This window comes from Paraburkholderia podalyriae (assembly GCF_014397785.1).
Classification (GTDB): Bacteria; Pseudomonadota; Gammaproteobacteria; order Burkholderiales; family Burkholderiaceae; genus Paraburkholderia; species Paraburkholderia podalyriae.
Window position 1 is genome coordinate 1 of sequence record NZ_VZQQ01000022.1, and the last position, 26,203, is coordinate 26,203.

The following is a 26,203-nucleotide window of genomic DNA, read 5'->3' on the forward strand; positions in this document are numbered from 1 at the left end:
CAGCAAGAAGTGGACGATGCCTATCCGCGACTGGAAAGCGGCCCTGAACCGCTTCACAATCCAGTTCGAAGAGCGGCTAGTGCCGGGTTAAACCTCAACCCGTTTACACAAAATTCCGGACACCCCCTCGATGCGCGATTACGAAGCTCGCTTCAGACTTTAGTCTGCCTCAACTTCTCATCCAAACCCGCATTCCGTCATCAGTCTTTCTAAGACCGGAAGCATCCGCGCACGAATCCAGGAAAGTACTTCGTCTAGCGACTCGCTCGTTGCGGAGACTCGTCTCCGGCAGCAACAAAGTTGGCTCCAGGGCGCGACACCCCACATGCTGCGATCAGTCAGCGCGACATCAACTCAATTCGAGATGAATCGGAGTTAACTCTTTTTAACCATAAATTAATTCGCCACTATCCTCCTTTCAGCACGTCTGCCCTGTAACCATTCATCAAATCAGCAAAAAATGGTTGATTCTCCCGACTAAAGCTGTGAAATCTGAGACAGGCGTTCTAGTTGGGATATGCACCCGCCGATTATCATGCCCTTGAACACATGACAATCTGACCACGAACACCATGTCTACTCCCACGCTCCAACGAATGAACCGCGCTCCCTTGCCGCGCAATCTCACGCTAGTTGCAGGCAATGCATTTCCTTTCAAGGTATCGGGCTTCGGTTCAGACCACCGACACGTAGTCGTCAAGTCCTCGTCCTCTTGCGTGAAAGTCGTTGTGGTAAGCGCCAACCCGCACAATAGAGAGCAAACACTCAGGCTCGACGCGCGATCCGTCATCCGTGCCAGTGAGCGGAGCACGCTGTCCACCTATTTAGCCAGTCAACCTGGCCAGAAGGCGGTCTCAGACATTTTCGTGACCGTCGAGCCCCGCCTTGAACTCCCGCCCGTGGGCACGGAGGAGAATATCTTGGCCAGCATGTTGATTGTGGAGAATGTCACGCCGGGACAGCGTAGTTTCGTTTCCGTGGATCAGACATTGACCAGTATGCAATGGATGCGCTGGGTGTTGGCGAATCGCTTGCGCTTTGGCTCGGCGCATTTCGGCTCAAGCAAGGCGGCAACAACGCTCACTGAATTGATCAAGGCCCCTAATCAGGTAAAAGGCTTCGAGCGCTATCCGTCCATCGAGACGGGACAAAAGATGGTAATCGACGACGTTCTGAAGATGGCCAACGACTCGACCAACACAAGTTTCCTCGTCTATCGACAATATGTTCAAAACGCTGTCGATGTCGCCAGAGGTGTTAAGTTGGGAAGTGATCCCTGCCCCACTGGCTTATTCGCGTGGCGGACGAGTGGTAGAGGGTCGCCGGGAGCGAATTTCGTCTTATACGAGACCAGAGGTGGCCAAGATTTTTACACATTGAGCGACGCCTTCATAAAAGATCCGCTACTGCGCTCACACGAGTAGCCCTACCCTGAAGGAACTCAGGCATGAAACAGCTTGTACATCTTTTCTGTTTTTTCCTGTTGGTACTTGTATCGCCTGCCCAGGCAACGGATAACTTCCCGCCCGAATTCGACCCAAAACCGTTGAAGCGCACCCTCCCGGACAACGATCCTTACTACGGGCCGCCGGAAGTTGCGATCAGGAAATTGCTGTCATCTGAGAAGAAGAATCGAGGCACCAACCACTTTTGTGTCGTTGGCTACGCGTGGCCAAACAATGGTCTTGATATCTGGGTGTATTGGGCGGACGAGAAGCGGTTACTGCAATGGCGTGGATTTTCTGACCGGAAAAGACGCGAAGCTGGTCTGATCACGGCGCAAGCTGATTTCGCATTGGAAGAAAACACCGTGGCGACGCCCAACGACATCAACGGCAGAAATGACGTGGTCACCCGCGCCTGGTGGTACGCGGTAGTCAACGATTGTGCCGCGCATGGCGAGCACTTCACGATCAAGCCTTTTAAACCTTAAGCGGCCTTGACGGCCGCCGCCTCGGGCGCTTGCCCCGCGAATGCCGCCCGAGGAGCGCGGTGCTGACCGCTGCCGAGGCGCGCGTCGTCAACTCGCGATGCATGTTGTAACCCCCGCGCGGGCTTCACATATTACGTACGCGCGGCTCCCCGCTTGTCACTCGGGGCATCCCCTTCCCCTGTGTCTTCCGCAAAAACCGCGGAATAACGATCCACAGCAGACAACACGGGCCCGGCCAGCAAGCGCAACGCGCACCAAGGCCCTGTTCGCCCGATAAATTAAATAATTATCCTATTCGGGCTAAAATTCATCCAATTCCGAAAGCCCCAGGCCACGCCACTCCCGATACTGTCGTTCGCACATAACAAGGGAAGAGCGATGAAGAACGGCAACGGCCAACCAATGACGCGACTCGCAGACAAGACGACCCACGACGGCACGGTCATCGAGGCCGCGCCAGACCTGACGCATATGGGCGTCCCCGTTGCACTCGATGGGCACGGCGTCGATTGTCCGAGGTGTGGCGGTGTCTATCCGATCATCGCGACCGGCCAGCGAACCCATCACGGCAGGCGCGTCAGCTATGCCGGCGACAGCACTGGTTGCGGCGCGATTCTGATTGCGTGCTGATCGCTTGCTGATTGCCGCCACCCATTCGCATTCGTGCAAGCATGTTCAAAACCGCACAGAACCGCACTTTAGGTCTTTCCAGTGACGCGCTGCCCACATGGGGCGATGAGCCATTGTTGGCCCCGCTACGCCTACGCGGTACCGAAGCCCTGGGCAAACTCTATCGATACACGCTCGACGTGGCGACGATCGAAAGTCCGACGCTCGGATTGTGGCAAGCTCAGGAACTCGTTGTACTCGATAGCCTGATTGGCAAGGTCATCGATGTTTCGATCGCTTTCGACGGCAACGGATTATTCGACCGGCAGGTGTTGGAACCCGGCAACGCGGCACGCGCGGGCGCGGGCGCGGGCAACCGCACGATTTCGGGCCTCATAACGGGCATCACACAGACAGGCACCGACGGCCGGCGCGCTTATTACCGATTCGTCGTCCGTCCCTGGCTGTGGCTGGCCACGAAAACCTGCGAAAGCAGGATCTTTCACGACGCGAGCGTGATGGACATCACTGACCGGATACTCAAGGAGCGGTATCACTTTCCGGTCTTGATGGAACTCGGCGCGCCCGGCCTGTGCGACGGCTACCCGAAGCGGGACTATGTCCGGCAGATGTGGGAATCCGACTTCGAGTTCCTGACTCGCGTCTGGAGAGAATGGGGAATCTACTACCTGTTCGACGGTATGACGCTGGTACTGTGCGATTCACCCGGCTCGCACAAACAGCACGACAACGCGTACGACTCGCTACGCTATCACGCGCGCGCTGACCGGCACGTGGACGAAGAGCACATTCACAAGATCGAGGTCTCGCGCCAGATCACGACAGGCAAGGTCAGTCTGATCGATTACGACTACACGCGCTCCGGCGAGCGCTTCGAGGGCGAGTACAACAGCCACAGCGACTGGTCCTACGACAACATCGAGCAACACCGCTGGGGCGACTATTCGCAGCCGCTCGCTGGAGCGGCGGGATTGTCAGGTAAGCGAAACCACTTCCGCAATGAAGCCGAACACCTCGCGAGCGTGCGCGTCGATGCAATGCGCAGCCGTCATCTGCGTCTGAAGGGGCAAGGAAATCTACGCGGCCTGACAACGGGGAAAACATTCTGGCTAAACGACCATCCACAGCGGGAGATCAACGCGGAGTACCTGGTAGTGTCGACCACGCTCGACATTCGCAATGCGCCGCAGAACACACAGTCGCCCGGCGACCACACTAACGATGCGCTGCGCCAGTGCATGACCGACTTCGTGCTTCAACCCGCCAATTTGTTCTTCAGAAACCGCCCGAAGAAGAAGCCGCGCTGCGCGGCGGAAACGGCAATCGTGGTGGCGGCCGAGGATCAGCCGATATGGGTCGATGGATACGCGCGCGTGAAGGTGCGTTTCGTATGGGACCGACTTGGCCCGACAAGCGAAAGCGCCAGTTGCTGGGTGCGCGTGTCGTCACCGTGGCAGGGCAATGGCTTCGGCGCGATTTATCCGCCACGTGTCGGTCAGGAGGTCTCGGTCAGCTACCACGAAGGGGACCCGGATAAGCCATACGTATCGGACAGGATGGTCAATGACCGGAACCAGCCGCCCTGGAAGCTACCGGATAACCAGGCACTCTCTGGCGTCCTGAGCAATGATCTCAAGGATGGCCGCGCCGGCCAGAGCAATCACGTCGTACTGGACGACACACCGGACCAACTCCAGGCGCAGCTCGCCAGCGATCACGCGCAGTCGCGCCTCGTGTTGGGCTACAACACGCGCGTCGTGCGCGAGGTCGGCCGACAGCAAGCGCGCGGTGAAGGCTGGGAACTGGCCACTGACGCATGGGGTGTCGCGCGCGCCAACAGGGGCATGCTGATCAGCACCGACGCGCGTCACGGCTCGACCGGGCCGGCAAAGGATATCGGCGAGACCGTGGCGCGCCTCACACAGGCGTGCGGTATCCACGAGAACCTCGCGGGTCTCGCTCGACAATACGACGCACAGGAACCGCAGACCAGCCAAAGCGACGTATCGCGGACCATCAAACGGCAGAACGACGCGATACGCGGCGGTGCGGCGAGCGCGGAGCGGCCCTTTCCGCAACTCGCCCAGCCCGACATAGTGCTGGCCAGCGCGGCGGGGGTCGGTCTCACCGCAGCGCAAAGCACGCACGTGGCGAGTGTCGATCACGTCGCGCTCACCGCGGGCGGACACGTCAGCATCGCAGCGGTGAAATCGCTGCTGGCGTCGGCGGTCAACGGCGTGCGGGTGTTCGCGCAACATCTCGGCATCAGGCTGAAGGCTGCGTCAGGCAAGGTGCAGATCGACGCGCAAAGCGATGATGTCGAGGTTATCGCGCAACGAGTCGTCAGCATTATCAGTAGAACCGATTCGATCAACCTGATGGCCAGCAAGGAAATCGTTTTCCATGCCGGTAACACGAAGGTGGTCATCAGTTCGGAGGGGTACAAGGTCTACACGGATGGGGAGCATCGGGTTCATGCGCGTAGTCATCGGACCGACGGGCCAGCGGCCCGCCCTGTCAATGTGCCGGTTACACCAGGCAATCCCGGCAAGCTTGCGGCACATCATGTTCTGATCGAACACGATTCGGGCTTCGCACTGCCGAATCAGCCGTACCGCATCACACTCGACGATGGTCAGCTGATTCAGGGTGTAACCAACGCGCTTGGAGAGATGAGTCTCGTCACCAGTAATATGCTTGCGTTCGCGACGGTCGAACTGTTTGCCGCGAGTGAGCCGGACAAAGTCATTGCGGTGAGCAAAGGTGCGGTGATCAGGGAGGCGAACGAGCCGTTTGCGGGCGCACTACCCAACGCCGAGAAGCGCAGTGCCAGGGTCGCCGGAAAGGCCGTGGCCTCTCCCGATCCGAGCGCGACGACGGAAGACAAGCCGCCCGAATTCGTCTCGTGCGATCCGATAAACTTCGGGCTGCGCTTTTATCACTTCATCAACGGTGCGACCGAGGCCGACACGCCAGCAGGCATGTCGATGCGCAAGGATGTCGAATACCCGGTGACTAAGACTTATACGGCTGCGATCAAGACTGTGTTGCAGGGAATCGATTGGGCCGGGGTGACGTGGCCGTTGACGCTCAGTTCGAGAGAGATGATCGAAAACGCAGTCATGCCGAAATTGGAAGACGCGCTTAGCGCCGGGCCATTTGGATTGCCACGACCGGATACCGCCAACTCGGAAAATGGTAGTGCCATGCCAAAGCTTGTGATTACTAATCCAAAGCGGGCAACGGAGTACAACCTGCGACAGGATGTCAGCGCCGCATTCCTTGGGAAGTACTGGCTCATCGCCGTCAACGAGAGCGAAATCGCGCGCATCATCGAGCTCAGGGACCAGCCGGCCTCGCTGGATAACCGTCTCAGGGCATTTGCCGACACGCTATATCACGAGTCTCGCCACTGCCAGCAGTACTTCTGGATGTTCTCTTTGCTTCAGCACTTTCCAGACGACTACAGGGACCTGCCGAATATCCAATTGGTGTATAGGTCGACGACTCTGAAAAAAACCTATGCAGCGGCTGGAAACACGACGCTGCCCGACGATCATCGCGTTCACATCGGTCTGCACAGGATGCTTGTATTCCACTACTACTGGCTAATTTCCTACATGCAGGACAAGCCGGGCTGGGAGTTCGTCAGGCGAGATCTTCCCCTTGCCGAAAGGAAGGTATGTGAGCTGCTTAATGTCTCTTCTGAAACAGCACAAAAGATGGCGCAATTCGAAACCGGCTATCGGAGCCAACTTCATGAAGAAGATGCCTACGCCTGTGCGGAAGTGGTTCAGGCCTACTGGCACAATCCTGATGATCCTCTCGTTCGCAATCCCGGTACATGCACAGCTCAGTACGCCGACGCTCTCAGGATCGTCGGGGCTAGGAGTTGAGATGGAACCGACTGTGACCGATGCTCAGCGCGACATGGCCTTCCGGATCTTGGCCACGGCAATGGCGATGCTGCGGGACGACCAACCCTTCGATCCCGCGCGTACGATATTCGGCCGCGTTCTGTCGGCGCGGCCTGAGCGCGGCGTAGTAGGTGTTACGGAGTATTCCTTCGAGAATCCGGTGTTGCCGGACACACGAATCATCGTAGTTGTGATACCCGATCCGCTCGACCCCTTCGCCGACCGCACGAAGGTCAAGCAAGTCATGCTGGACTTCACGATCCGCTTCAGTCCACTATTGACAGACATTAGCCGCTCGACGCTGGAAGACCTCCTCCAGGTCGATATCGGTTACTGGGTCGATGGCAACGGCAAGCGGTGGCCCGGCAACGATATGGGAGCGACGCCGCCGCAGATTCGGCTGCATAGCTATCGCTATCGTGCTTCGAATCTGCCGACGAGCCGATTTCCGGTGGATGTCGAATTTGCTTTCGGCGACCCCGATCCAAAGCATCCAGCTCCGGGCGAATCCAAAAGGCCGGCCCTGATGGACGTTCTCCTCAATCGTGACTATTCCGCGTTGAAACGGCAACGCCGTGAATAGAGCCAGTCTTGAAGCAGATGAGGTCCTGCCCGACGCTTCCGCCCCAGAAGGGGATCAAGGACGGTAGCGAGCTGCTGAACGTCTCCGCTGAAACAGCACAAAAAATGGCGCAATTCGAAACCGGCTTTAGGAGCCAACCTCATGAAGAAGATGCCTACGCTTGCGCGGAGGTGGTTCAGGCCTACTGGCGCAATCCTGGTGATCCTCTTGTTCGCAATCCCGGCACATGCACAGCTCAGTACGCCGACGCTGTCGGAAGCGTCGGGGCCAGGAGCTGAAATGAGACCGACTGTGACTGACGCTCAGCGCGATATGGCCTTCAGGATATTGACCACGGCAATGGCGATGCTGCGGGACGACCAGCCCTTCGATCCCGCACATACGATATTCGGCCGCATTCTCGCGGCGCGACCCGAGCGCGGCGTCGTAGGTGTTACGGAGTATTCCTTCGTGAATCCGGCTTTCCCGCGGACGCAAATCATCGTAGTTGTGGTACCCGATCCGCTCGACCCCTCCGCCGACCGCACGAAGGCCAAGCAAGTCGCGACGCACTTCACGATCCGCTTCAATCCACTATTGACAGACATTAGCCGCTCGACGCTGGAAGATCTCCTCCAGGTCGATATTGGTTACTGGGTCGACGGCAACGGCGAGCGGCGGCCCGGCAATGATATGGGAGCAGTGCCGCCGCAGGTTCGTCTGCATCACTATCGCTATCGTGCTTCGAACCTGCCGACGAGCCGATTTCCGGTGGACGTCGAATTTGCTTTCGGCGACCCCGACCCACAGAATCCAGCTCCGGACGAATCGAAAACGCCGGTCCTGATGGACGTTCTCCTCAATCGTGACTATTCCGAGTTGAAACGGCAACGCGGTGAATAGAGCCAGTCTTGAAGCAGGTGAGGTCGTGCCGGATTCGAACACTATTCCTTCCCAACCATCTCGACATAACTATCAACCGCACTGCCCACGGTCGGATGAAAGCACGCATCGCCGATCAGATCGGTCAACTCGAAGCGCCTGAGCTTGTCGCGAACCGGATCCTTCATCTCCGCAAAGTGCAGCGCAATCCCGCGCTCGTCGAGCGTGCGCGTCAGATCCCGCAGCATGTCGGCGGAGGTGACGTCAACGCTCGTCACCGGTTCGGCTGCCACCACCACGCGCCGTACCGGTGACGGCGATTCGGCGACGGCTTCGAGCAGGCGCTGCTGAAACTGCTCGGCGTTCGCAAAGAACAGCGGCGCATCCCAGCGAAACAGCACGAGTCCAGCGATACGCTCGGCATCCGGGTAGCGCTGCACGTCGTGATAGCCGCGCAAACCCTCGACGCGACCGAGCACCGCATAATGCGGTCGCCAGCCGTCCCACAGAAATTCGATGACCGCGATCACCACCGCGAAGCCAATGCCAGGAATCGCACCGAACACCGCGACGCCGGCAAAGCAGGCCATCGACAGCCAGAACTCCCATTGCTGGATGCGAAATATCCGCTTCAGGTCCGTGATCTCGAAGAGACCGAGCGCCGCCGCAATGACGACCGCGGCGAGCGCGCTGTTGGGCAGGTAGCGCATCAGATTGGGCGCGGCCATCAGCAGCGCCGCGACCGCAAGCGCGCCGACGACGCCCGTCAGTTGCGTCTTCGCGCCCGCGGCCTCGGCGACCGGCGTGCGCGACGAACTGCTGCTGATCGGGAAGCCGTGGAACAGGCCGGCCGCCAGATTGGCCATGCCGAGCCCGACCATCTCCTGATTGGGGTCGACGCGGCTGCGAAAACGTGCCGCGAAAGTCCGCGACAGCACGCTGGTATCAGCGAACGCAATCAACGCGACCGCGCAGCCGCCGAGCAGTATCTTGACCAGATCGGCGTCGCTGATCCAGGGTAGCGCAAAGGTCGGCAGGCCTTGAGGAATCTTGCCGAGCACTTTCACGCCGACGCTATCGAGGTGCAAGACGGTCACGCACAACGTCGCAACGATCACGGCGATCAGGATGCCCGGCAGCTTTTCGAAGCGTTTCAGAAACAGGATCAGTGCAAGGCTTGCCGCGCCCACCGCGAAGCTGTACCAGTTGGCGTGGCCAGCGGCGACGCCCTGCACGAGGCTCACGATGTCCCGCAACGGCCCGCGCTCTTCGATCCGGATGGCGAACAGTCTGGGCAACTGGCTGATCAGAACGGTGAGCGCAATGCCGTTCATGTAGCCGTACCGGATCGGCTTCGACAACAACTCGGTGATGAATCCCAGCCGCAGCAAGCCCATCACGATACAGAACAGGCCGGACACGATCGCCATCATGCTGGCCACCGCAATCGCGCGCGACGGGTCGCCGGCCGCGATTTGCACGACGACCGCGAGAATCGGAGCCGCGAGCGCAGAGTCAGGGCCGAGCACGAGAATCCGGCTCGGGCCGAACAGCGCATACGCCAACAGTGGGACGATCGTCGCGTAGAGGCCGTACACGCCAGGGACGCCGGATGCCTCCGCGTAGGCGATCCCGACGGGCACCAGCATCGTGGTCAATACCAGGCCCGCCGTCAGATCGCTCGGCAGCCAGCTCAAACGGTACGCCTTGAGCACCGTCAGCCCCGGCAGCCAGCGCATCCAGCGGCGCGCGCTGATCACAGCAGTCTGTTCCTTGGGAGGAACTGGCCTGTGCGCTTCCATTTGGAATGTTCGCGTCGAGACGCCGCGCCACGGATTGTGGGCGGTACTGTCATTCGTAGAATAGTCCAGTCGTCTCGTCGGCGACAGCGAACCGGCCGAGCGGCTGCGCATCAAGGCTGCCTGCGCCTCACCAGCCACGCAACACCGCCGGCCAGCGCCAGCACCGCCGCGCCGTACACCGCATCGCGATGCCGATCGGTAAACATCTGCCAGCAGTACGCACGCGCTTCATCATCGAAGCGACCATGCGCGCCGTAGTTACCCGGTACCGGCTCATAGAGATTCGCGGGCGCATCGGCTGGCAACGGTTCGTCGGTCAGTTGACCGTCGTAACCCGCACGCGCGAGATAGCGATCGAGCAGCGTCGGCGCGACCCGGTTCGCGAGAATCGCCTTGACCGTCGACCACCCGACCCACACCTGCCGCCGCCGATGGGTGGCCGCGAAGTAGATCGCCCGCGCCGCCACTTCCGGCTGAAAAACCGGCGCTACCGGCCGTGCCCTGCGCCCCGTGCGATTGAGCGCCCAGTCGAATTGCGGCGTATTGACCGCGGGCAGGTCGACCATCGTCAGATGGATATCGATGCCATCGTGCAGCAACTCGGAGCGCAATGAATCGGTGAAGCCGCGCACCGCGAACTTCGCGCCGCAATAGATCGACTGCAACGGCACCGACCGGTACCCGAGCGCCGAGCCGACATTGACGATCGTCCCCCGCCCTCGCGGACGCATCACGCCGAGCGCGGCCAGCATGCCGTTGACCTGCCCCAGGTAGGTCACCTGCGTGCCTCGTTCGACATCGCGCGCGCTGAGCGCGGACACCGGCGCGAATGCGGTCGCCATCGCGACGTTGACCCACACGTCGATGCCGCCCAGCTCGCGATTCACGTGCTGCGCGGCGCGCTCGATCGCGTCGGCATCGGCGACATCGGCCGCAAAGGCGAGTGCGCGCACCCCATAGGTCGCGGCGATCTCAACGGCGGCACGCGCGAGCCGCCGAGGCTCGCGCGCGATCAGCCCAACGTCATAGCCTTGCCGCGCGAATTCGGACGCGCTCGCGCGCCCCACGCCGGCGCTTGCTCCTGTAATTACGACGACGCCCTTGCGCTCGACGTCGCCGCTGCCGGTATCGGTATGCACCGTCATAGCGTCGCTGGCCACTTGAACACCTCCGATGTTGCGCATCCAGTGACGTGGCGAAGCAAAGCGCAGACCCGCCGATTCGAGCCGGGCGCCGGCCGCCGGAACGCCGGCCGCCGGAAAAACAAATGGCCGCAGCGCGAGGCTGCGGCCATCAAGCGGTTTCACAGGCTTTCGCGGCTCAGCGCGTGACCGAAACCGCCGGACTCACGTCACGTTCATTGCCAACGCGCTCTCGCGATAGTGCTGACTCGCCTTGTCGGTGTCTCCTAGCTGCTCGTGCAGACGCGCGAGCGCGCGATGCGAGCGGATTTTCAGCGTCTCGTTGTCGGCCAGCTTCAGCGCGCGTTCGAGGAACGACTGCGCCTTGCCCCACAACTGCTGATGCAGGCACAGGCGCCCCAACGCGAACATCAGGTCCGCATCTTCCGGCCGGTCTTTCTGCCACGCCTCGGCCTTCTGGATCAGCGGCAGCGCATCGCCGCCGGCCGTGTCCGGGTAGCGGCGCAGCAGGCGCGCATCCCAGTTCTGCGCGAGCGCTTCCTCGACGATCTTGCGCGCCTCCTGCGGACGGTTCAGCGCGACCAGCAGTTCCGCGGCGGTGTCGGCAAGGCGCGGCGAATGACGCTCGGTCGCCGACAGCGAATGCCACAATTCGAGCAACGCGTCCGCATTGTGACGACGATCGCGCAGCAGATTCTCCGCCGCCAGTTGACGCAGCCGCACCGCGACCGCCGGATGGATCGCCTCGCGCTTCTCCAGCGTCTTCACGAGCTTCAGCACTTCGCCCCAGTTCTTCAGCTGCTGCTGCGCGCGCAGCATGATCTGCTGCGCGTGGATGCGCCGCGCGCCCTGCGATTGCATCTCGGTCAGCGCATTGAGCGCGCCGTCGGCGTCGCGGCCGTCGGCGCGCATGTCGGCGGTGGCCATCAGGCGCGCGTCCTGCCAGTCGGCTTCATCGATCTGCGCGAGCCATTCGTCGCGCCGCGCGTACTCATGCATGCGATGCGCGGCGCTCGCCGCGATCAAGCCGGCCGCGCCCTTGTTGTCGCCGTTCGACAGCGCGTCCCTGGCAGCCTTTTCCGCGCGCGAGAAACGCCCCGCGTACAGGTTGCCGATCGCGTCGCGCAACGCCGCGTGCGCCTTCGCGACTCGCGCGCGCGCCCGGTAGGCGGCGACGCGCTGCGGCATGCGCCAGATATTGCGGACGATGCGCAGCAGCGCGTAGAGCAGGATGAACAGCACCACCAGCCCGACGACGAACAGATTCAGCGATATGTCGACGCGATACGGCGGATAGATCAGCAACACCTGCCCAGCGTCGAAGCGCCCGCCCACCGCGAGCGCGACCGCGATGGCGAACAGCGCCGCGAGCCATAGAAGTCCCCGGATCGCCATGATTAACCCCGGTTCCGGTATTGATTGACGGCCTGCAGGCTCGTATCGAGGTTCGGCAGTTCCACCGCGGCCGAACCGGCGTCCACCTGCTTGACCAGATCGACGACCGTCTGCGTGTCTTTCGACGACGCGTCGAAGTAGCGCGTCAACGCGGACTGCGCCGCCTGCAGGTCGGACTTCAGCGTGGTCTGGTTGCGCGACAGCAGCGCGAGGCGCGCCGACAGCAGACGCAGCTTCAGGTTCTCGCGCACGAAGTAGCCTTGATCCGGCGTAACGAGCATCGCGTCGGCGTTATCGATACGGCGCACCTGCACGAGGCTCGTCAGCTGCTCGCCGATGCCGTGCGTGACCTCGTCGATCCACACTTGCCAGCGCGGCTTGCCGGTGGCGGCGGCCACCTTCGCGGTGTCGGCCCACGTGGTCGCTTGCGGCGTGGCATGCGGCACCGGTGCTTCGCCCGACAGCGGCAGACTGTCGACGTGATCGATCGCGGTGTCGAGCTTGATCGCGAAGCCGGTGAGATCGGTGGATGGCGCGGCCTTCAGCTTGTCGATGTCCTGCGCGATCGCCTTGCGCACCGCGAGCGCCTGCGGGCTGTCCGACGCGGCGAGGCGCGTATCGGCGCTCTGCAGCGCGAACAACGCGAGCTGCGTGTTACCGGTCAGCTGCAACTGCTGGCTCGCGGCCGACAGCATCTGCCCGACTTCGGCGAGCGTCCAGTCGTCGCGATTGCGCGCGAGATCCGCGTATTGCTGTTGCAGCGCCTGCTGCGCGGCCTGCGCATCGGCGAGCTTGCCTTCGAGCTGCGCGACCTGCGAGTCCGATTGATGCACGGTGGCGAGCGCCTGGTCGATCTTGATGCGCAGCTCGTTGCTCTGCGTGTCGTTGGCCTGCTGACGCTGCGCGAGTTGCTGCTCGGTGCGCACCAGCTTGCGGTTCATCGCGAAGCCGCCCACGCCTGCCGCGCACGCGATGACCACGATGACAAACCACAGCAGCGGTCCGCTCGTGCTGCGGCGCTTTTGCGCTTCGTACGGCGTGAAGGGTTGGTTCGGCGGCAACGCGGCGCTGGCCGGCGGCTGGGATGAGGCGTTCGTGGATGCGTTCGTTTCAGTCATGCGTGGTTGAGCCGGGTTGGACGATACCGGTTGGACGGCGGGAGGCACGGCGGCAACAACGAGGGCTCGGACTATGCGCTCGTCGCCCGCGCCGGACACCGTAATCCTATCAAAACCCAATGCCCGCGCGGTCTGCGCGATGCGGGGATGCGGCGTGACGAGCGGCGCGTGTTTGAGCTGCGCGATCTCGCTGACGGTCAGATGCTCGTGCGCGAGTTCGTGCAGATTGCGTACGCCTTCGGAGCTGGTTACAAGCCACGCGTGCGGCGCGCCCGCGAGCAGTTCGTGCACGCGCGCCCATGCGGCGATCGACGGCTCCGGCACGATGCGTCGGTAGGCGGCCACCGCGTCGACTTCGGCGCCGGCCTCACGCAAGCGCTCGCTGAGCCATTCGCGGCCGCCATCGCCGCGCACGATCAGCACGCGCTTGTCTTCGAGGTTCGCGGCGCCGAGTTGCGCATCGATCGCGGCAAACAGGCTCTCGGAGTCGAAGCTCGTCGATTCGTCGTCGGCGCCCGCCACGGGGCTGATCACGCGATGCTCGGGCGCGCTGACGCCGTGGCGCGCGAGCGCATGCACGCTGCCCGGGCCGACTACGCCGATCGGCAACGCGTGCGGCCAGATATCGTGGTGGCGCGCGAACGCGTGATCGACCGCATTCGGCGACACGAATACGACGAGCGCATAGCGTTCGAGCGATGCGAGCGCGTCGCACAACGGCGCGTCGTCGCTGACGGGCGCGATGTCGATCAGAGGGAAATCGAGCGACGCGAGGCCGGCTGCGTGGAGCTGTTCGACGAGTTCGCTCGACTGGCCGGCCGGCCGCGTGATCACGACCGTGAAAGGCGCCTTCTGCGGCGGCGTGGCGGCCATCACTCGCTGGCCGCCGCGCCGGGCCCGGCCGCGGGACCGCTCGCCGTACTGAGCGCGCGCACGATGTCGAGCGCGCCCTGCAGCGCGAGCGAGTGCGCCACTTGCTCGCCGAGCGCGAGCGCGCCTTCGACCGTGGGCGCCGGCGCCGACGCCTGAGCGCTCAGCACGCGCTGGCCGTCCGGCGTCGCGACGATGCCGCGCAGATGCAGCGCGCCATCGCGCCAGCTTGCGTAGGCAGCGAGCGGCACTTCGCAGCTGCCGCCGAGCGCGCGCGACACCATGCGCTCGGCTTCGACGGCCGCCGCGGTGTGCTGATGATGCAGCGGCGCGAGCCATGCGGCCAGGTCCGCGCGATCGGCGCGAATCTCGATGCCGAGCGCGCCTTGGCCCGCCGCGGGCAAACTATCGTCGGGATCGAGCAGCGCGCGGATGCGATCGGCGAGACCCAGGCGCTTCAGACCGGCCGCGGCCAGAATGATCGCCGCGTAGTCGCCGCGATCGAGCTTGGCGAGTCGTGTATCGAGATTGCCGCGCAACGGCCGCACGTCGAGATGCGGATAGCGCATGCGCAGCATCGCTTCACGCCGCAAGCTCGAGGTGCCGACCACGGCACCGGCCGGCAGCGCGGCGAGCGAGTCGTACTGGTTGGACACGAGCGCGTCGCGCGGGTCCTCACGCTCCATGATGGTGGACAACGCGAAGCCCGCCGGAAGTTCCATCGGCACGTCTTTGAGCGAATGCACCGCGAGGTCGGCGCGGCCATCGGCGAGCGCGGCTTCGAGCTCTTTGACGAACAGCCCTTTACCACCCACCTTCGACAGCGTGCGATCGAGAATCTGATCGCCACGTGTCGTCATTCCGAGGATTTTTACGTCACAAGATGGATATAATTTGTGCAGCGCACATCGCACATGCTCGGCCTGCCACATCGCAAGGCGGCTCTGTCGCGACGCAATCACAAGCGTGTGGGGTGGCGTGGAAAACGTCTCGGTGTTCATTAGCTTGCTGCTTGAATTCGGGATGGAATAACAATCAATGTTAGCACGCGCCCTCATTCTCGCCGTTGGCTTCCAAGGCATAGCGGGGCGTTGTGCAGAGGCGGTATCGACGGAGGAGACGGGCTTCGCGCAGCGCGCGTAGGCTCCCATTCCGCCTGTCACGCACGGTCGTTCGCGCACCGCGCGGCGGCATGCGCGATGATGCAATGCGGCGAACATGCTGCGGCAGTGCGTGCCGCGTGTTCGGTCCCGGTACGGGCTGGCGGCCCGTGGCTCCCTCCTCGGTCGTCGGCGCGTCGCGCGATCGGCAGCGCGTGCGTCGTTCCATCGTCCGTGGCACATCACGCGCAGGTGGCCTCGCGGCTGGGCCGGGAAATCGCCGTTTGCAGTCGCCGTTTCGAGTCTCTTTTGCAGTTGGAAGCGTAGTCCGTCTTGTGGTACGCCCCGCAGTCCCTGTTGCACGCAGTTCCGTTGCACATTGCTGGTTGCAGTTCCGCAGTCGCAGTTCATCAATCAACAGAATCTGGCTTCCCTGAGGAAACTGATCGTGACGTCTTCCGGATCGGCGCGCCCTGAGCGCCGCAACACTGCCTTGCCCACCGCTCGCCCGGCCGACGCCGCCGCGCCTGACGCCCTGTTCGACGCAGCCGCGCGCGGTCTGTCGTCGAGCGTCGCTCAACCCGGCGACACGCGCGCCGACCGGCGAGCGAAGCGCCGCGCCCTCGCCGCGCGAGCAAGCAAGGCCCCGAAGGCCGCGCAAGCCTCAGTGCCCGTCAAGCAGGACAAGGCGTATAAAGCGACGAAAGCCGCCAAGGCCCAGCAGGCCGCGACATCGGCCACCACGCGCAAGCCGGCCAAGGCCAAGCCCGAGGGCGACGCGATGCGCCCGCGCGCCGCGAAAACGCCGAAGCTGCAAACCGTGTCGCAGGCCGCGTCCGCCGCCGCACCCGCCGTGAAGAGCGGCGGCCGCACGCGCGAAGACAAGGACCACCCGCTGTTCCAGGACATCCGCTATCTCGGGCGTCTGCTCGGCGACGTGCTGCGCGAGCAGGAAGGCGACGCGGTGTTCGACGTCGTCGAGACGATCCGGCAGACCGCCGTACGTTTTCGTCGCGAGGACGACAGCGCCGCCGCGCAGACGCTCGACAAGAAGCTGCGCACGCTGACGCCCGAGCAGACCGTCAGCGTCGTGCGCGCGTTCAGCTACTTTTCGCATCTCGCGAACATCGCCGAGGACCGTCACCGCAACCGCCGTCACCGGATTCACGCGCTCGCGGGCTCGGCCTCGCAGCCGGGCACGATCGCCCATGCGCTCGAGCGGCTCAGCGCGGCCGGTGCCGCCGCGACGCCGGTGCTGCAGCGGTTTTTCGACGACGCGCTGATCATGCCGGTGCTGACCGCGCACCCGACCGAAGTGCAGCGCAAGAGCATCCTCGACGCACAGCACGACATCGCGCGACTGCTCGCCGAGCGCGACCAGCCGCTGACGAACCGCGAGCGCGCGCACAACGAAGCGATGCTGCGCGCGCGCGTCACGTCGCTGTGGCAAACGCGGATGTTGCGCGACTCGCGTCTGACAGTTGCCGACGAAATCGAAAACGCGCTGTCGTACTACCGAAGCACCTTTCTCGAAGAACTGCCGGCGCTGTACGCCGACATCGAGGAAGCGCTCAAAGAGCATGGCCTCGAGGCGCGCCTGCCACCATTCTTCCAGATGGGCAGCTGGATCGGCGGCGATCGCGACGGCAATCCGAACGTCACCGCCGAAACGCTCGAAAACGCGATCACGCGTCAGGCCGCGGTGATCTTCGAGCACTACCTGGAGCAGGTGCACAAGCTCGGCGCCGAGCTGTCGGTATCGAACCTGCTCGCCGGGGCGAGCGATGCGCTCAATGAGCTCGCGGCCGCCTCGCCCGACCGTTCGCCGCATCGCACCGACGAGCCGTACCGTCGCGCGCTGATCGGCATCTACACGCGGCTCGCGGCGAGCGCGCGCGTGCGCCTGGGCGAAGGCACCGTGCCGCTGCGCAGCGCCGGCCGCGGCGCGGCGCCGATCCGCGCGATTCCCTACGACGACGCCGCCGACTTCGCGCGCGATCTGCACGTGCTGATGGCTTCGCTCGCCGAGCATCACGGCGCGCCGCTCGCCGCGCCGCGTCTCGCGCCGCTCGCGCGCGCGGCCGAAGTGTTCGGCTTCCATCTCGCCAGCATCGATCTGCGGCAAAGCTCCGACATCCACGAAGCGGTGATCGCCGAGCTGCTCAAGCGCGCCGGCGTCGAGGCCGATTACGCGGCGCTGTCCGAAGCGGACAAGCTGAACGTGCTGCTCGCCGAACTCGCGCAGCCGCGCGCGCTGCGCGTGCCCTACGCCGAGTACTCCGAGCTCGTGAAGAGCGAGCTCGCGGTGCTCGAGGAAGCACGCGTCACGCGCGAGAAATTCGGCGCGCGCGCGGTGCGCAACTACATCATTTCGCACACGGAGACCGTCAGCGACCTGGTCGAGGTGATGCTGCTGCAGAAAGAAGCCGGCCTGTTGCGCGGACGTCTCGGCGACGAGCACGACCCCGCGCGCGCGGACCTGATGGTGATCCCGCTGTTCGAGACGATCCCCGATTTGCGCAACGCGCCGCACATCATGCGCGATCTGATCGCGCTGCCGGGCATCGGCGCGCTGATCGAACATCAGGGCAATGAGCAGGAAGTCATGCTCGGCTACTCGGACAGCAACAAGGACGGCGGTTTCCTGACGTCGAACTGGGAGCTGTATCGCGCAGAGCTTGCGCTGGTGTCGCTGTTCAACGAACGTGGCGTGACGCTGCGTCTTTTCCATGGACGCGGCGGCACCGTCGGCCGCGGCGGCGGCCCGACCTATCAGGCAATCCTGTCACAGCCGCCGGGCACCGTCGACGGTCAGATCCGTTTGACCGAGCAGGGCGAAGTGATCGCGAGCAAGTTCGCGAATCCGGAAATCGGCCGGCGCAACCTGGAAACCGTCGTGGCCGCGACGCTCGAAGCGTCGCTGCTGCCGCACGACCACACGTTGGCGGAGCTGCCCGTGTTCGAGCAAACGATGCAGCAGTTGTCCGATACGGCGATGGCCACGTATCGCGCGCTCGTCTATGAAACGCCGGGCTTCAAGGAGTACTTCTTCGAGTCGACGCCGATTGCGGAGATCGCCGAGTTGAACATCGGCAGCCGCCCCGCGGCGCGCAAGCTGCAGGATCCGAAGCAGCGCAAGATCGAGGATCTGCGCGCGATTCCGTGGGGCTTCTCGTGGGGTCAATGCCGGTTGCTGTTGACGGGCTGGTACGGCTTCGGCAGCGCGGTCGCAGAGCATCTGGACAGCGCGCCGTCGGACGCCGAACGCGCGCGCCGTCTCGCGCTGCTGAAGAAGATGCACAAGAGTTGGCCGTTCTTTTCGAATCTGATGTCGAACATGGACATGGTCATCGCGAAGACCGACCTCGCGGTCGCGTCGCGTTACGCTGCGCTCGTGAGCGACAAGAAGCTGCGCAAGCACGTGTTCGAGCGCATCGTCGCGGAATGGGAGCGCACGTCGAAAGTGTTGTCGGAGATCACCGGCAGGAGCGAGCGGCTCGCCGAGAATCCGCTGCTTGCGCGCTCGATCAAGAACCGCTTCCCCTATCTCGATCCGCTCAATCATCTGCAGGTCGAACTGCTCAAACGCTATCGCGCGGGCGACACGAATGCGCGCGTTCGGCGCGGCATTCATTTGAGCATCAACGGGATCGCGGCGGGGTTGCGCAATACCGGTTGAGGCTGGCGCCGAAGCGGACCCAAGCCGGGTGTGGCCGACGAAGGCCACACCCGGCTTTTTTCATTGCGCCCACCCAGCCGCTACAATGGAGCCCGCCATGTACCAGTACAAACCAGGCAAGTATTCTGGTATCTCTATTACCCCTCCACGCGCAGCCGATAGCATGACGACGCCGTCCTCCGCCGATCACCCGCCGCCGCTCGACGCCACGCCGGCCCGCGCGCTCGGCGACTTCATCCGCGCCCATCGCGAGCGGCTGTCGCCGCAGGCGGTCGGTCTGCCGCCGGGACCGCGCCGCCGCACGCCCGGTCTGCGGCGCGAGGAAGTCGCGCAGCTGTGCGGCGTGAGCCCGACCTGGTACACGTGGATCGAGCAGGGTCGGCCGGTGTCCGCTTCGGCCGATGCGCTCGCGCGCATCGCGGTCGCGTTGCAGCTGTCGCGCGCCGAGCGCGCCTATCTGTTCGAGCTGGCCGCGCAACGCGATCCGGCCGAGCCCGACCCCGCCGCCGCCGATGCGCCCGCCACGCTGCTGCAAACCGTGCAGCTCGTCGACACGCCGGCCTACGTGCTCGACCGGCAGTGGAATGCGCTCGCGTGGAACGCCCGCGCGGCCGATCTGTTCGTCGGCTGGCTCGACGGCGCGCACGACCGCAACCTGCTGCGCTACACGTTCACGGAGCCGGTCGCGCGCGCGTTGATCGTCGATTGGGAAACGCGCGCGCGGCGGCTCGCCGCCGAGTTCCGCGCCGACTCGATCCGCCATCTGAACGATGCGCCGACGCGTGGGCTGATCGATTCGCTGTCGGCCGCGAGCGACGAGTTCGCGCGCTACTGGGCCTCGCAGGATGTCGGCGGCCGCGAGGGCGGCAGGCGCGAGTTCAACCATCCGCGCGACGGGCGCATCGTCTATGACCAGATCACGTTCAAGCCCGCACATCGCGAAGATCTGAAGCTGGTGGTGCTGGTGCGCGAATAGCTCCGCGATGGGCGGCAGCGCTTTGGCCGCCCTCACCCGGTGTTAAAATCTTCGTCTTTCTTCGCTGCGGCGGCGCTTTTGAACGATTCGCGCACTCGCGTTGCCAGCCTCTTCACCGCTCGTTTTTACCGCCCAACACCATGACGTCCCAACTGCACAAAAAAGGCGAAGCCTGGTCGGCTCGCTTCTCGGAGCCGATGTCGGAACTCGTCAAACGCTATACGTCGTCGGTTTTCTTCGACAAGCGTCTGGCGTTCGTCGACATCGAAGGGTCGCTCGCGCATGCGTCGATGCTCGCCGCGCAGAAGATCATTTCCGCCGACGACCTCGCCGCGATCCAGCGCGGCATGGTGCAGATCAAGGGCGAAATCGAGCGTGGCGAGTTCGAATGGCAGCTCGATCTCGAAGACGTGCACCTGAACATCGAAGCGCGCCTGACCGCGCTGATCGGCGACGCCGGCAAGCGCCTGCACACCGGCCGCTCGCGCAACGACCAGGTCGCGACCGACATCCGCCTATGGCTGCGCGGCGAGATCGACCGCATCGGCGAACTGCTCACCGGGTTGCGCGTGGCGCTGCTCGAGATCGCGGAGAAGAACGCCGCGACCATCATGCCGGGCTTCACGCACCTGCAGGTCGCGCAGCCGGTCACGTTCGGACATCACCTGCTCGCGTACGTCGAAATGTTCTCGCGCGACGCCGAGCGGATGATCGACTGCCGCAAGCGCGTGAACCGTCTGCCGCTCGGCGCGGCCGCGCTCGCCGGCACCAGCTATCCGATCGACCGTCATGCCGTGGCGAAAACGCTCGGCTTCGACGGCATCTGCGCGAACTCGCTCGACGCCGTCTCCGACCGCGACTTCGCGATCGAATTCACGGCTGCGTCCGCGCTCGTGATGACGCACGTGTCGCGGTTCTCCGAAGAACTCGTGCTGTGGATGAGCCCGCGCGTCGGCTTCATCGATCTGGCCGACCGTTTCTGCACCGGCTCGTCGATCATGCCGCAGAAGAAGAACCCGGACGTGCCCGAGCTCGCGCGCGGCAAGACCGGCCGCGTGAACGGCCATCTGATGGCGCTGCTGACGCTGATGAAGGGCCAGCCGCTCGCGTACAACAAGGACAACCAGGAAGACAAGGAGCCGCTGTTCGACACCGTCGATACGGTCGCCGACACGCTGCGCATCTTCGCTGAAATGGTCGCCGGCATCACGGTCAAGCCGCAGGCGATGCGCGACGCCGCGCTGCAAGGCTTCTCGACCGCGACCGACCTCGCCGACTATCTCGTCAAGCGCGGCCTGCCGTTTCGCGACGCGCACGAAGCAGTCGCGCTCGCGGTGCGCGTGTGCGCCGATCGCGGCTGCGATCTCGCGGACCTGACGATCGACGAAATGCGCGGCGAACTGCCGAACGTCGCGCATCTGATCGGCGACGACGTGTTCTCGTATCTGACGCTCGAGGGCTCGGTGGCGAGCCGCAATCATCCGGGCGGCACCGCGCCCGAGCAAGTACTCGCCGCGGTGAAGGCGGCGCGTGCGGCGTTGAAGTGATCGATGGTTGGCCAGCGCTGTGAGCCTGGGCTTGCGGCGTCGCGGCTTGAACCGGGATCGAAAAGGCGGATCCGTTTGACGGGTTCGCCTTTTTTATTGCACGCGCGTGAATGGGAAATCGAAGGCAAAAGAAAGCCCGCCAGAAGCGGGCTGAAAAGACTTCCACCGATGCCTCATCAAGAGGCCATCAGAGTGTAAGCGGGTTTCGTCCGGCGACCAATGCGCGCATATTTCCCGCCCTTACATGGGCGAACGCCAATTGAATACCAGCGGTTTTTGACTACCATTCAATCAGGCTCTCATTGCGGTTCGTCGACGATGCTCACTCGCACTTCTCCCCCTCCCGTTCCTCGCCGTGTGGCTCGGCACTTCGCCACGGCGGCGCGCCCGTATCGGCTATGGCTCTGCGCGCTCGGGATTGCCGCCGTGGCCGGCTGCACGATCACGCCGCCGGCGCCGCGCGAAACCGTCAACACACCGGTGGCCGCGATCAACAGCGCGACGCTCGATCAATACCGCGATGCGGTCGCGCGGCGGATCGTCGAGCGCAATCCGTCGTACGTGCTGCAAGGCAAGCCGCAGGCGATGCTGCGCTCGCTCGTGGTGGTGTCGTTCACGGTCGACGGTAATGGACACATCATCGAGTCGTCGGTGTATCGCACGAACGGCGACGACGAAGCCGAGAGCACCGCGCTCGCGTCGCTGCGCCGCTCGGCGCCGCTGCCGCAACCGCCCGGCAAGCTGCTGAACGGCCGCGGCCAGCTCGAGCTGTTCGAAGACTGGCTGTTCAACGATAACGGCAAATTCCAGTTGCGCGAACTCGCCTCGCCGCAAGCGGAAACCTTCAACTGAGCGCGGTTTGCGCGTGCGATCACAAGCACCGCCCCGCGCATCACCGCATGGGTCGGCCACGCATGACCCAGTCAGGCCATCGCGCATAGCGCATGGCACGCCCTTCGTTGCCGCACAAGCTTACGCCGCCATTGCTGCGCGACAAGCACGCTCGCTATAATTTTCCGATTCCCCGCGCCGGAGCCTTCCGGCATGGCTCACGCCGTCCGCACACCCGCCGGCGCGGCGCACGAGCCGACTGCAGTGCTGCGCCGCCACCCGCGCGCGGCGCCCACCAAACCTATACCTCAACGAGGATGCCGCGTTTGCGCGCCGCGTGTCTGCGAAGCACGGCACAGCGCCGCGCGGCGTCACGACAAATGGAGACCCTGCATGTCCACTTCGCCGATTTCCGCGGCCCAGCCCGCAAGCGGGCAAAACAGCAGCGCGCGGATCATCTTCGCGAGCTTCATCGGCACCGCGATCGAGTTCTACGATTTCTATGTCTACGCGACCGCCGCGGCGCTCGTGATCGGACCGGTATTCTTCCCGCATGGCTCGGCCACCGCGCAGGCGCTGTCGGCGTTCGTCACGTTCGGCATCGCATTCGTCGCGCGACCGATCGGCTCGTTCCTGTTCGGCCACTTCGGCGACCGCATCGGCCGCAAATCGACTCTGGTTGCATCACTGCTCGTGATGGGCTTGTCGACCACGCTGATCGGCTTCGTGCCGGGCTACGACGCGATCGGCAGCCTCGCGCCGATCCTGCTGTGCGTGCTGCGTTTCGGCCAGGGCATCGGCCTCGGCGGCGAATGGGGCGGTGCCGCGCTGCTCGCCACCGAAAACGCGCCGGCCGGCAAGCGTGGCTGGTTCGGCATGTTCCCGCAGCTTGGCCCGTCGATCGGCTTTCTGGCGTCCAACGGCCTGTTCTTCGCGCTCGCGCTGTCGCTGTCCGACGAGCAGTTCCGCAGCTGGGGCTGGCGCGTGCCGTTCATCGTCAGCGCGGTGCTGGTTGCGCTCGGCCTGTACGTGCGGCTGAAGATTGCCGAGACGCCCGCGTTCCAGGCAGCGATCGAGCGCAAGGAAAGGGTGCGCGTGCCGATCGCGACGCTGTTCTCGCAGCACTGGGTGCCGACCGTGCTCGGCGCGCTCGCGATGGTGGTCTGCTACACGCTGTTCTACAACGCGACGACATTCTCGCTGTCGTACGGCGTCGGGTCGCTGCATATTCCGCGGCAAACCTTCCTTGGCCTGCTGTGCATCGCCGTCGTGTTCATGGCGCTCGCGACACCGCTGTCGGCCCGCGCGAGCGACCGCTTCGGGCGCAAGCCGGTGCTGATCGTCGGCATCATCGCGGCGATCCTGTCGGGCTTCACGATGGCGCCGCTGCTCGGCAGCGGCGAGCCGTTGCTGGTGCTGCTGTTCCTCGTGATCCAGCTGTTCCTGATGGGCGTGACGTTCGCGCCGATGGGCGCGCTGCTGCCGGAGCTGTTTCCGACCAACGTGCGCTATACGGGCGCCGGCGTCGCGTATAACCTCGGCGGGATTCTCGGCGCGTCGGTCGCGCCGTACATCGCGCAGGTGCTCGCCGCGCACGGCGGGTTGCCGTGGGTCGGCGCGTACGTGTCGGTCGCGGCGGCCGTGAGCCTGGTCGGCGTGCTGTGCATGCGCGAAACGCGCAATGAGAGTCTGATGAAGTGATGCAACACGCATCGACGGGGAAACGCTTCCGTCGATGCGCGTTTGCCGATGCCCAGGCGATGCCGGCTCGATGCCGTCCTCGCTATTTCCGCAAGCCGGTCCGGTATATCCCCTGCCTTGCGCGACTTTTTGACTTGCCTATACTCCCTGCATAATCCTATAAAAAGCAGGGAGACTCGCATGAACGTCCATCTTCACAATGCCGATATCGTCCTGATCATCGCGCTCGCCTTGCTCGGCTCGCTGCTGCTCGCGCTGCGCTTCCGTCCGTCGACATGGAAAGGCATCGTCGTCGAGGCGCTGGCCGCGAACGCCGCGGCCATTGCCGCGGTGGTCGCGTTCGAAATGCTCGTCGCCTGAGGCCGCTGCTTCGAGCCTGAGCGCGGCGCGCGGCTTAGCGGTAGTAGCCGTGATGATAGTAGCCACCGCCGCCGTAGTAGTAACCCGGCGCCGGCGCGATGACACAGCCGCCGAGTGCCGATGCGAGCAGCGTGCCCGCCACGAGAGTCAGGATCAAGCGTTTCATGTTGTTCTCCATCGAGTCAGATTGATTCGAGCGCAAACCCCGAATGACCCGATTGGACACGATGCGCGCCGCGGCGAACGTTGCCATTTGTAAGGGAAGATCACCGAGCTGTTACAGGATCTACGCACTGGATCGACGCGTATGATCGACGCGCCTCGCTCGCCGCCGGATCGCGCCGCCATGGCGGAAAACACCGCCTATACTCCATTGAGCGCACTAGCGCGATGGAAGCCTTGCTGGCCGTGCCAGCCTCGCCGCAATGGAGCGGTTCAAGGCGCGCCGCGCAAGCCTCGACGCACCGCGGCATGCCAGCCTGCCGCCTTTGCGTCTGCGCACCTGACGCTTCGGTGTCCAACGAAAAGCGACAGTTTTAACAGACGTGTAATCGATTCCTCTCCGCCCGCTGTTCCCCGACACGGGCGTTCTTCGAGGCGCGACGATGCGCTCGCTGCCCGTAAGGGTGGACTGCGCGTCGCGCCTCTTTTCTTTGGCGCAAACGATTGCGCGATCGCGCGAACCAACTCAGGCGGCGGCTGACCTTTGCTGCATCGCAAGCACCGGCTCTGCCGCTTGCACGTAGTCGATCGCTTCGAGCGCCGCGCTGATGGGCGGCACCGAGTGGCCGTCGCCGATCGAGGTCGAGCGATGCGGCGCCTCGATGCCGCAATGCGATGGCGACGTCGCGACGAAGATCATCACGGTGCGCTTCTGCAGCGCATGCGCGAGGTGCACGAAGCCCGTATCGGTACCAACCACGAGCGCGCACGCGTCGATCATCTGCGCGACTTCCGTCACGCTCATTTGCGGCAGCACCCTCGCGCCCGGCACCTGCGCGGCGATTTGCCCGGCTTCGGCAAGCTCACCGTCCGAACCCCACGGCAGCACGACACGAAAACCACGCTCGCTCAACTCGCGCCCCACCGCCACCCAGTGCGTGAGCGGCCATTTCTTGTCGGCTTTCGAGGTGGCGTGAAAGAGCGCCGTGACAGGCCCGTCCTGCGTTGCGAACGGCTGCGTGACGGGTTCGGGTAGCTGCAGGTTGTAGATGGGCGGGCCTGCCACTTCGTGGCCGAGCGCCTCGCTGGCGCTGATGCGCATGCCGTGCCACGCGCTGCCTGGTGGACGTGGGCCGAAACGCCCGGTGTAGGCGAACGCGGCGCCGCGCTCGCCCAGATTCTGCGACTGATAGCCGATGCGCCGCGACGAGCGCGCAAGGAAGGCGATGATCGCGCTCTTGTAGACGCCGTGGATATCGATGATGTAGTCGTAGCGATACGCGCGCAACTCGGCGATCGATGCCCAGATCGCCTTCAGATCGCTCCAGCGGCGCGTCTGCTTGAAGCGGCGCAGCGGCGCGCACAGCACGCGATCGACGCCCTGGCTCCAACGCACGACTTCCGCAAATGCTTCGTCCGCCGCCCAATCCACCTGAACGCCAGGAAACGCGCGTTTGATATCGGCAACGACTGGCAACGCCTGCACGATATCGCCTAGTGAAGTGACCTTGACGATAAGGATTCGCTTCATTGAGGTTTTTCGTTGTTCGAAGTTGAAACTATTCTAGCTGACGTATTTACCGATCCCTGCCAAAT

At 64.0% G+C, this 26,203-nt stretch carries 19 protein-coding genes; 12 read left to right on the top strand and 7 right to left on the bottom strand.

Features of this window, described 5'->3' with window-relative positions; all coding sequences use genetic code 11:
* The first annotated feature begins 596 nt into the window (after positions 1 to 596).
* The 6 genes from F6X42_RS24000 to F6X42_RS24025 all read left to right on the top strand — a co-directional run bounded on the left by F6X42_RS24000 (position 597) and on the right by F6X42_RS24025 (position 7,945).
* Positions 597 to 1,424 (top strand): hypothetical protein, encoded by an 828-nt coding sequence (locus tag F6X42_RS24000; RefSeq protein ID WP_187636580.1) that lies wholly within the window; start codon positions 597 to 599, stop codon positions 1,422 to 1,424.
* A 23-nt stretch (positions 1,425 to 1,447) separates the two neighbouring features.
* Positions 1,448 to 1,933, top strand: coding sequence for a hypothetical protein (locus F6X42_RS24005; RefSeq protein ID WP_187636581.1), 486 nt, complete (start codon positions 1,448 to 1,450; stop codon positions 1,931 to 1,933).
* Positions 1,934 to 2,311: 378 nt separating this feature from the next.
* Complete coding sequence (locus F6X42_RS24010) at positions 2,312 to 2,563, top strand: PAAR domain-containing protein (protein ID WP_187636582.1); 252 nt, start codon at positions 2,312 to 2,314, stop codon at positions 2,561 to 2,563.
* A gap of 41 nt (positions 2,564 to 2,604) precedes the next feature.
* Entirely contained in the window at positions 2,605 to 6,459 is a 3,855-nt protein-coding gene (locus F6X42_RS24015) for a type VI secretion system Vgr family protein (RefSeq protein WP_187636583.1), read from the top strand.
* Between the two features lies 1 nt (position 6,460).
* A complete protein-coding gene (locus F6X42_RS24020) occupies positions 6,461 to 7,063 on the top strand; it encodes a hypothetical protein (protein WP_187636584.1) in 603 nt (200 codons plus the stop codon).
* Between the two features lie 279 nt (positions 7,064 to 7,342).
* Positions 7,343 to 7,945: a hypothetical protein gene (locus F6X42_RS24025; RefSeq protein ID WP_187636672.1), complete on the top strand. Its 603-nt coding sequence runs from the start codon at positions 7,343 to 7,345 to the stop codon at positions 7,943 to 7,945.
* Positions 7,946 to 7,986: 41 nt separating this feature from the next.
* Here the strand turns inward: F6X42_RS24025 and F6X42_RS24030 are convergent, their stop codons facing one another.
* From F6X42_RS24030 to hemC, 5 genes are all read right to left on the bottom strand, one after another.
* Positions 7,987 to 9,726, bottom strand: a complete 1,740-nt coding sequence (locus F6X42_RS24030; protein ID WP_187636585.1) for a SulP family inorganic anion transporter — start codon at positions 9,724 to 9,726, stop codon at positions 7,987 to 7,989.
* Positions 9,727 to 9,836: 110 nt separating this feature from the next.
* Positions 9,837 to 10,871 (bottom strand): SDR family oxidoreductase, encoded by a 1,035-nt coding sequence (locus tag F6X42_RS24035; protein ID WP_187636673.1) that lies wholly within the window; start codon positions 10,869 to 10,871, stop codon positions 9,837 to 9,839.
* Between the two features lie 201 nt (positions 10,872 to 11,072).
* Positions 11,073 to 12,263, bottom strand: coding sequence for a heme biosynthesis protein HemY (locus F6X42_RS24040; protein ID WP_187636586.1), 1,191 nt, complete (start codon positions 12,261 to 12,263; stop codon positions 11,073 to 11,075).
* A gap of 2 nt (positions 12,264 to 12,265) precedes the next feature.
* Positions 12,266 to 14,254, bottom strand: a complete 1,989-nt coding sequence (hemDX, locus tag F6X42_RS24045; RefSeq protein WP_187636587.1) for a fused uroporphyrinogen-III synthase HemD/membrane protein HemX — start codon at positions 14,252 to 14,254, stop codon at positions 12,266 to 12,268.
* A complete protein-coding gene (hemC, locus tag F6X42_RS24050) occupies positions 14,254 to 15,252 on the bottom strand; it encodes a hydroxymethylbilane synthase (protein ID WP_187636588.1) in 999 nt (332 codons plus the stop codon). Before hemC ends, hemDX begins: the two co-directional genes overlap by 1 nt.
* A gap of 547 nt (positions 15,253 to 15,799) precedes the next feature.
* On the opposite strand from hemC, the gene ppc reads away from it, so the two are divergent.
* The 6 genes from ppc to F6X42_RS24080 all read left to right on the top strand — a co-directional run bounded on the left by ppc (position 15,800) and on the right by F6X42_RS24080 (position 24,445).
* A complete protein-coding gene (ppc, locus tag F6X42_RS24055; protein WP_187636589.1) occupies positions 15,800 to 19,030 on the top strand; it encodes a phosphoenolpyruvate carboxylase in 3,231 nt (1,076 codons plus the stop codon).
* A 163-nt stretch (positions 19,031 to 19,193) separates the two neighbouring features.
* Positions 19,194 to 20,006, top strand: a complete 813-nt coding sequence (locus F6X42_RS24060; protein ID WP_187636590.1) for a helix-turn-helix transcriptional regulator — start codon at positions 19,194 to 19,196, stop codon at positions 20,004 to 20,006.
* Positions 20,007 to 20,146: 140 nt separating this feature from the next.
* Entirely contained in the window at positions 20,147 to 21,553 is a 1,407-nt protein-coding gene (gene argH, locus F6X42_RS24065) for an argininosuccinate lyase (protein WP_187636591.1), read from the top strand.
* 318 nt (positions 21,554 to 21,871) lie between these two features.
* Complete coding sequence (locus F6X42_RS24070) at positions 21,872 to 22,405, top strand: energy transducer TonB family protein (protein ID WP_187636592.1); 534 nt, start codon at positions 21,872 to 21,874, stop codon at positions 22,403 to 22,405.
* A gap of 372 nt (positions 22,406 to 22,777) precedes the next feature.
* Entirely contained in the window at positions 22,778 to 24,085 is a 1,308-nt protein-coding gene (locus F6X42_RS24075) for an MFS transporter (protein WP_187636593.1), read from the top strand.
* 180 nt (positions 24,086 to 24,265) lie between these two features.
* On the top strand, positions 24,266 to 24,445 hold the full coding sequence (locus F6X42_RS24080) for a hypothetical protein (protein ID WP_187636594.1): 180 nt from the start codon (positions 24,266 to 24,268) through the stop codon (positions 24,443 to 24,445).
* Between the two features lie 34 nt (positions 24,446 to 24,479).
* Here the strand turns inward: F6X42_RS24080 and F6X42_RS45325 are convergent, their stop codons facing one another.
* Both F6X42_RS45325 and waaC read right to left on the bottom strand, forming a co-directional pair.
* On the bottom strand, positions 24,480 to 24,611 hold the full coding sequence (locus F6X42_RS45325; RefSeq protein WP_281394031.1) for a hypothetical protein: 132 nt from the start codon (positions 24,609 to 24,611) through the stop codon (positions 24,480 to 24,482).
* Between the two features lie 522 nt (positions 24,612 to 25,133).
* Positions 25,134 to 26,138: a lipopolysaccharide heptosyltransferase I gene (gene waaC, locus F6X42_RS24085; protein ID WP_187636595.1), complete on the bottom strand. Its 1,005-nt coding sequence runs from the start codon at positions 26,136 to 26,138 to the stop codon at positions 25,134 to 25,136.
* Positions 26,139 to 26,203: the final 65 nt, after the last annotated feature.

Bases quoted from the DNA above. Each gene is read 5' to 3' on its own strand.
- F6X42_RS24035 (WP_187636673.1), bottom strand. From the start codon at position 10,871: ATGACGGTGCATACCGATACCGGCAGCGGCGACGTCGAGCGCAAGGGC.
- argH (WP_187636591.1), top strand. From the start codon at position 20,147: ATGACGTCCCAACTGCACAAAAAAGGCGAAGCCTGGTCGGCTCGCTTC.
- F6X42_RS45325 (WP_281394031.1), bottom strand. From the start codon at position 24,611: ATGAAACGCTTGATCCTGACTCTCGTGGCGGGCACGCTGCTCGCATCG.
- hemDX (WP_187636587.1), bottom strand. From the start codon at position 14,254: ATGGCCGCCACGCCGCCGCAGAAGGCGCCTTTCACGGTCGTGATCACG.
- hemC (WP_187636588.1), bottom strand. From the start codon at position 15,252: ATGAACACCGAGACGTTTTCCACGCCACCCCACACGCTTGTGATTGCG.
- F6X42_RS24025 (WP_187636672.1), top strand. From the start codon at position 7,343: ATGAGACCGACTGTGACTGACGCTCAGCGCGATATGGCCTTCAGGATA.
- F6X42_RS24080 (WP_187636594.1), top strand. From the start codon at position 24,266: ATGAACGTCCATCTTCACAATGCCGATATCGTCCTGATCATCGCGCTC.
- F6X42_RS24015 (WP_187636583.1), top strand. From the start codon at position 2,605: ATGTTCAAAACCGCACAGAACCGCACTTTAGGTCTTTCCAGTGACGCG.
- F6X42_RS24005 (WP_187636581.1), top strand. From the start codon at position 1,448: ATGAAACAGCTTGTACATCTTTTCTGTTTTTTCCTGTTGGTACTTGTA.
- F6X42_RS24030 (WP_187636585.1), bottom strand. From the start codon at position 9,726: ATGGAAGCGCACAGGCCAGTTCCTCCCAAGGAACAGACTGCTGTGATC.
- F6X42_RS24000 (WP_187636580.1), top strand. From the start codon at position 597: ATGAACCGCGCTCCCTTGCCGCGCAATCTCACGCTAGTTGCAGGCAAT.
- F6X42_RS24040 (WP_187636586.1), bottom strand. From the start codon at position 12,263: ATGGCGATCCGGGGACTTCTATGGCTCGCGGCGCTGTTCGCCATCGCG.
- F6X42_RS24060 (WP_187636590.1), top strand. From the start codon at position 19,194: ATGACGACGCCGTCCTCCGCCGATCACCCGCCGCCGCTCGACGCCACG.
- F6X42_RS24070 (WP_187636592.1), top strand. From the start codon at position 21,872: ATGCTCACTCGCACTTCTCCCCCTCCCGTTCCTCGCCGTGTGGCTCGG.
- F6X42_RS24075 (WP_187636593.1), top strand. From the start codon at position 22,778: ATGTCCACTTCGCCGATTTCCGCGGCCCAGCCCGCAAGCGGGCAAAAC.
- F6X42_RS24010 (WP_187636582.1), top strand. From the start codon at position 2,312: ATGAAGAACGGCAACGGCCAACCAATGACGCGACTCGCAGACAAGACG.
- F6X42_RS24020 (WP_187636584.1), top strand. From the start codon at position 6,461: ATGGAACCGACTGTGACCGATGCTCAGCGCGACATGGCCTTCCGGATC.
- waaC (WP_187636595.1), bottom strand. From the start codon at position 26,138: ATGAAGCGAATCCTTATCGTCAAGGTCACTTCACTAGGCGATATCGTG.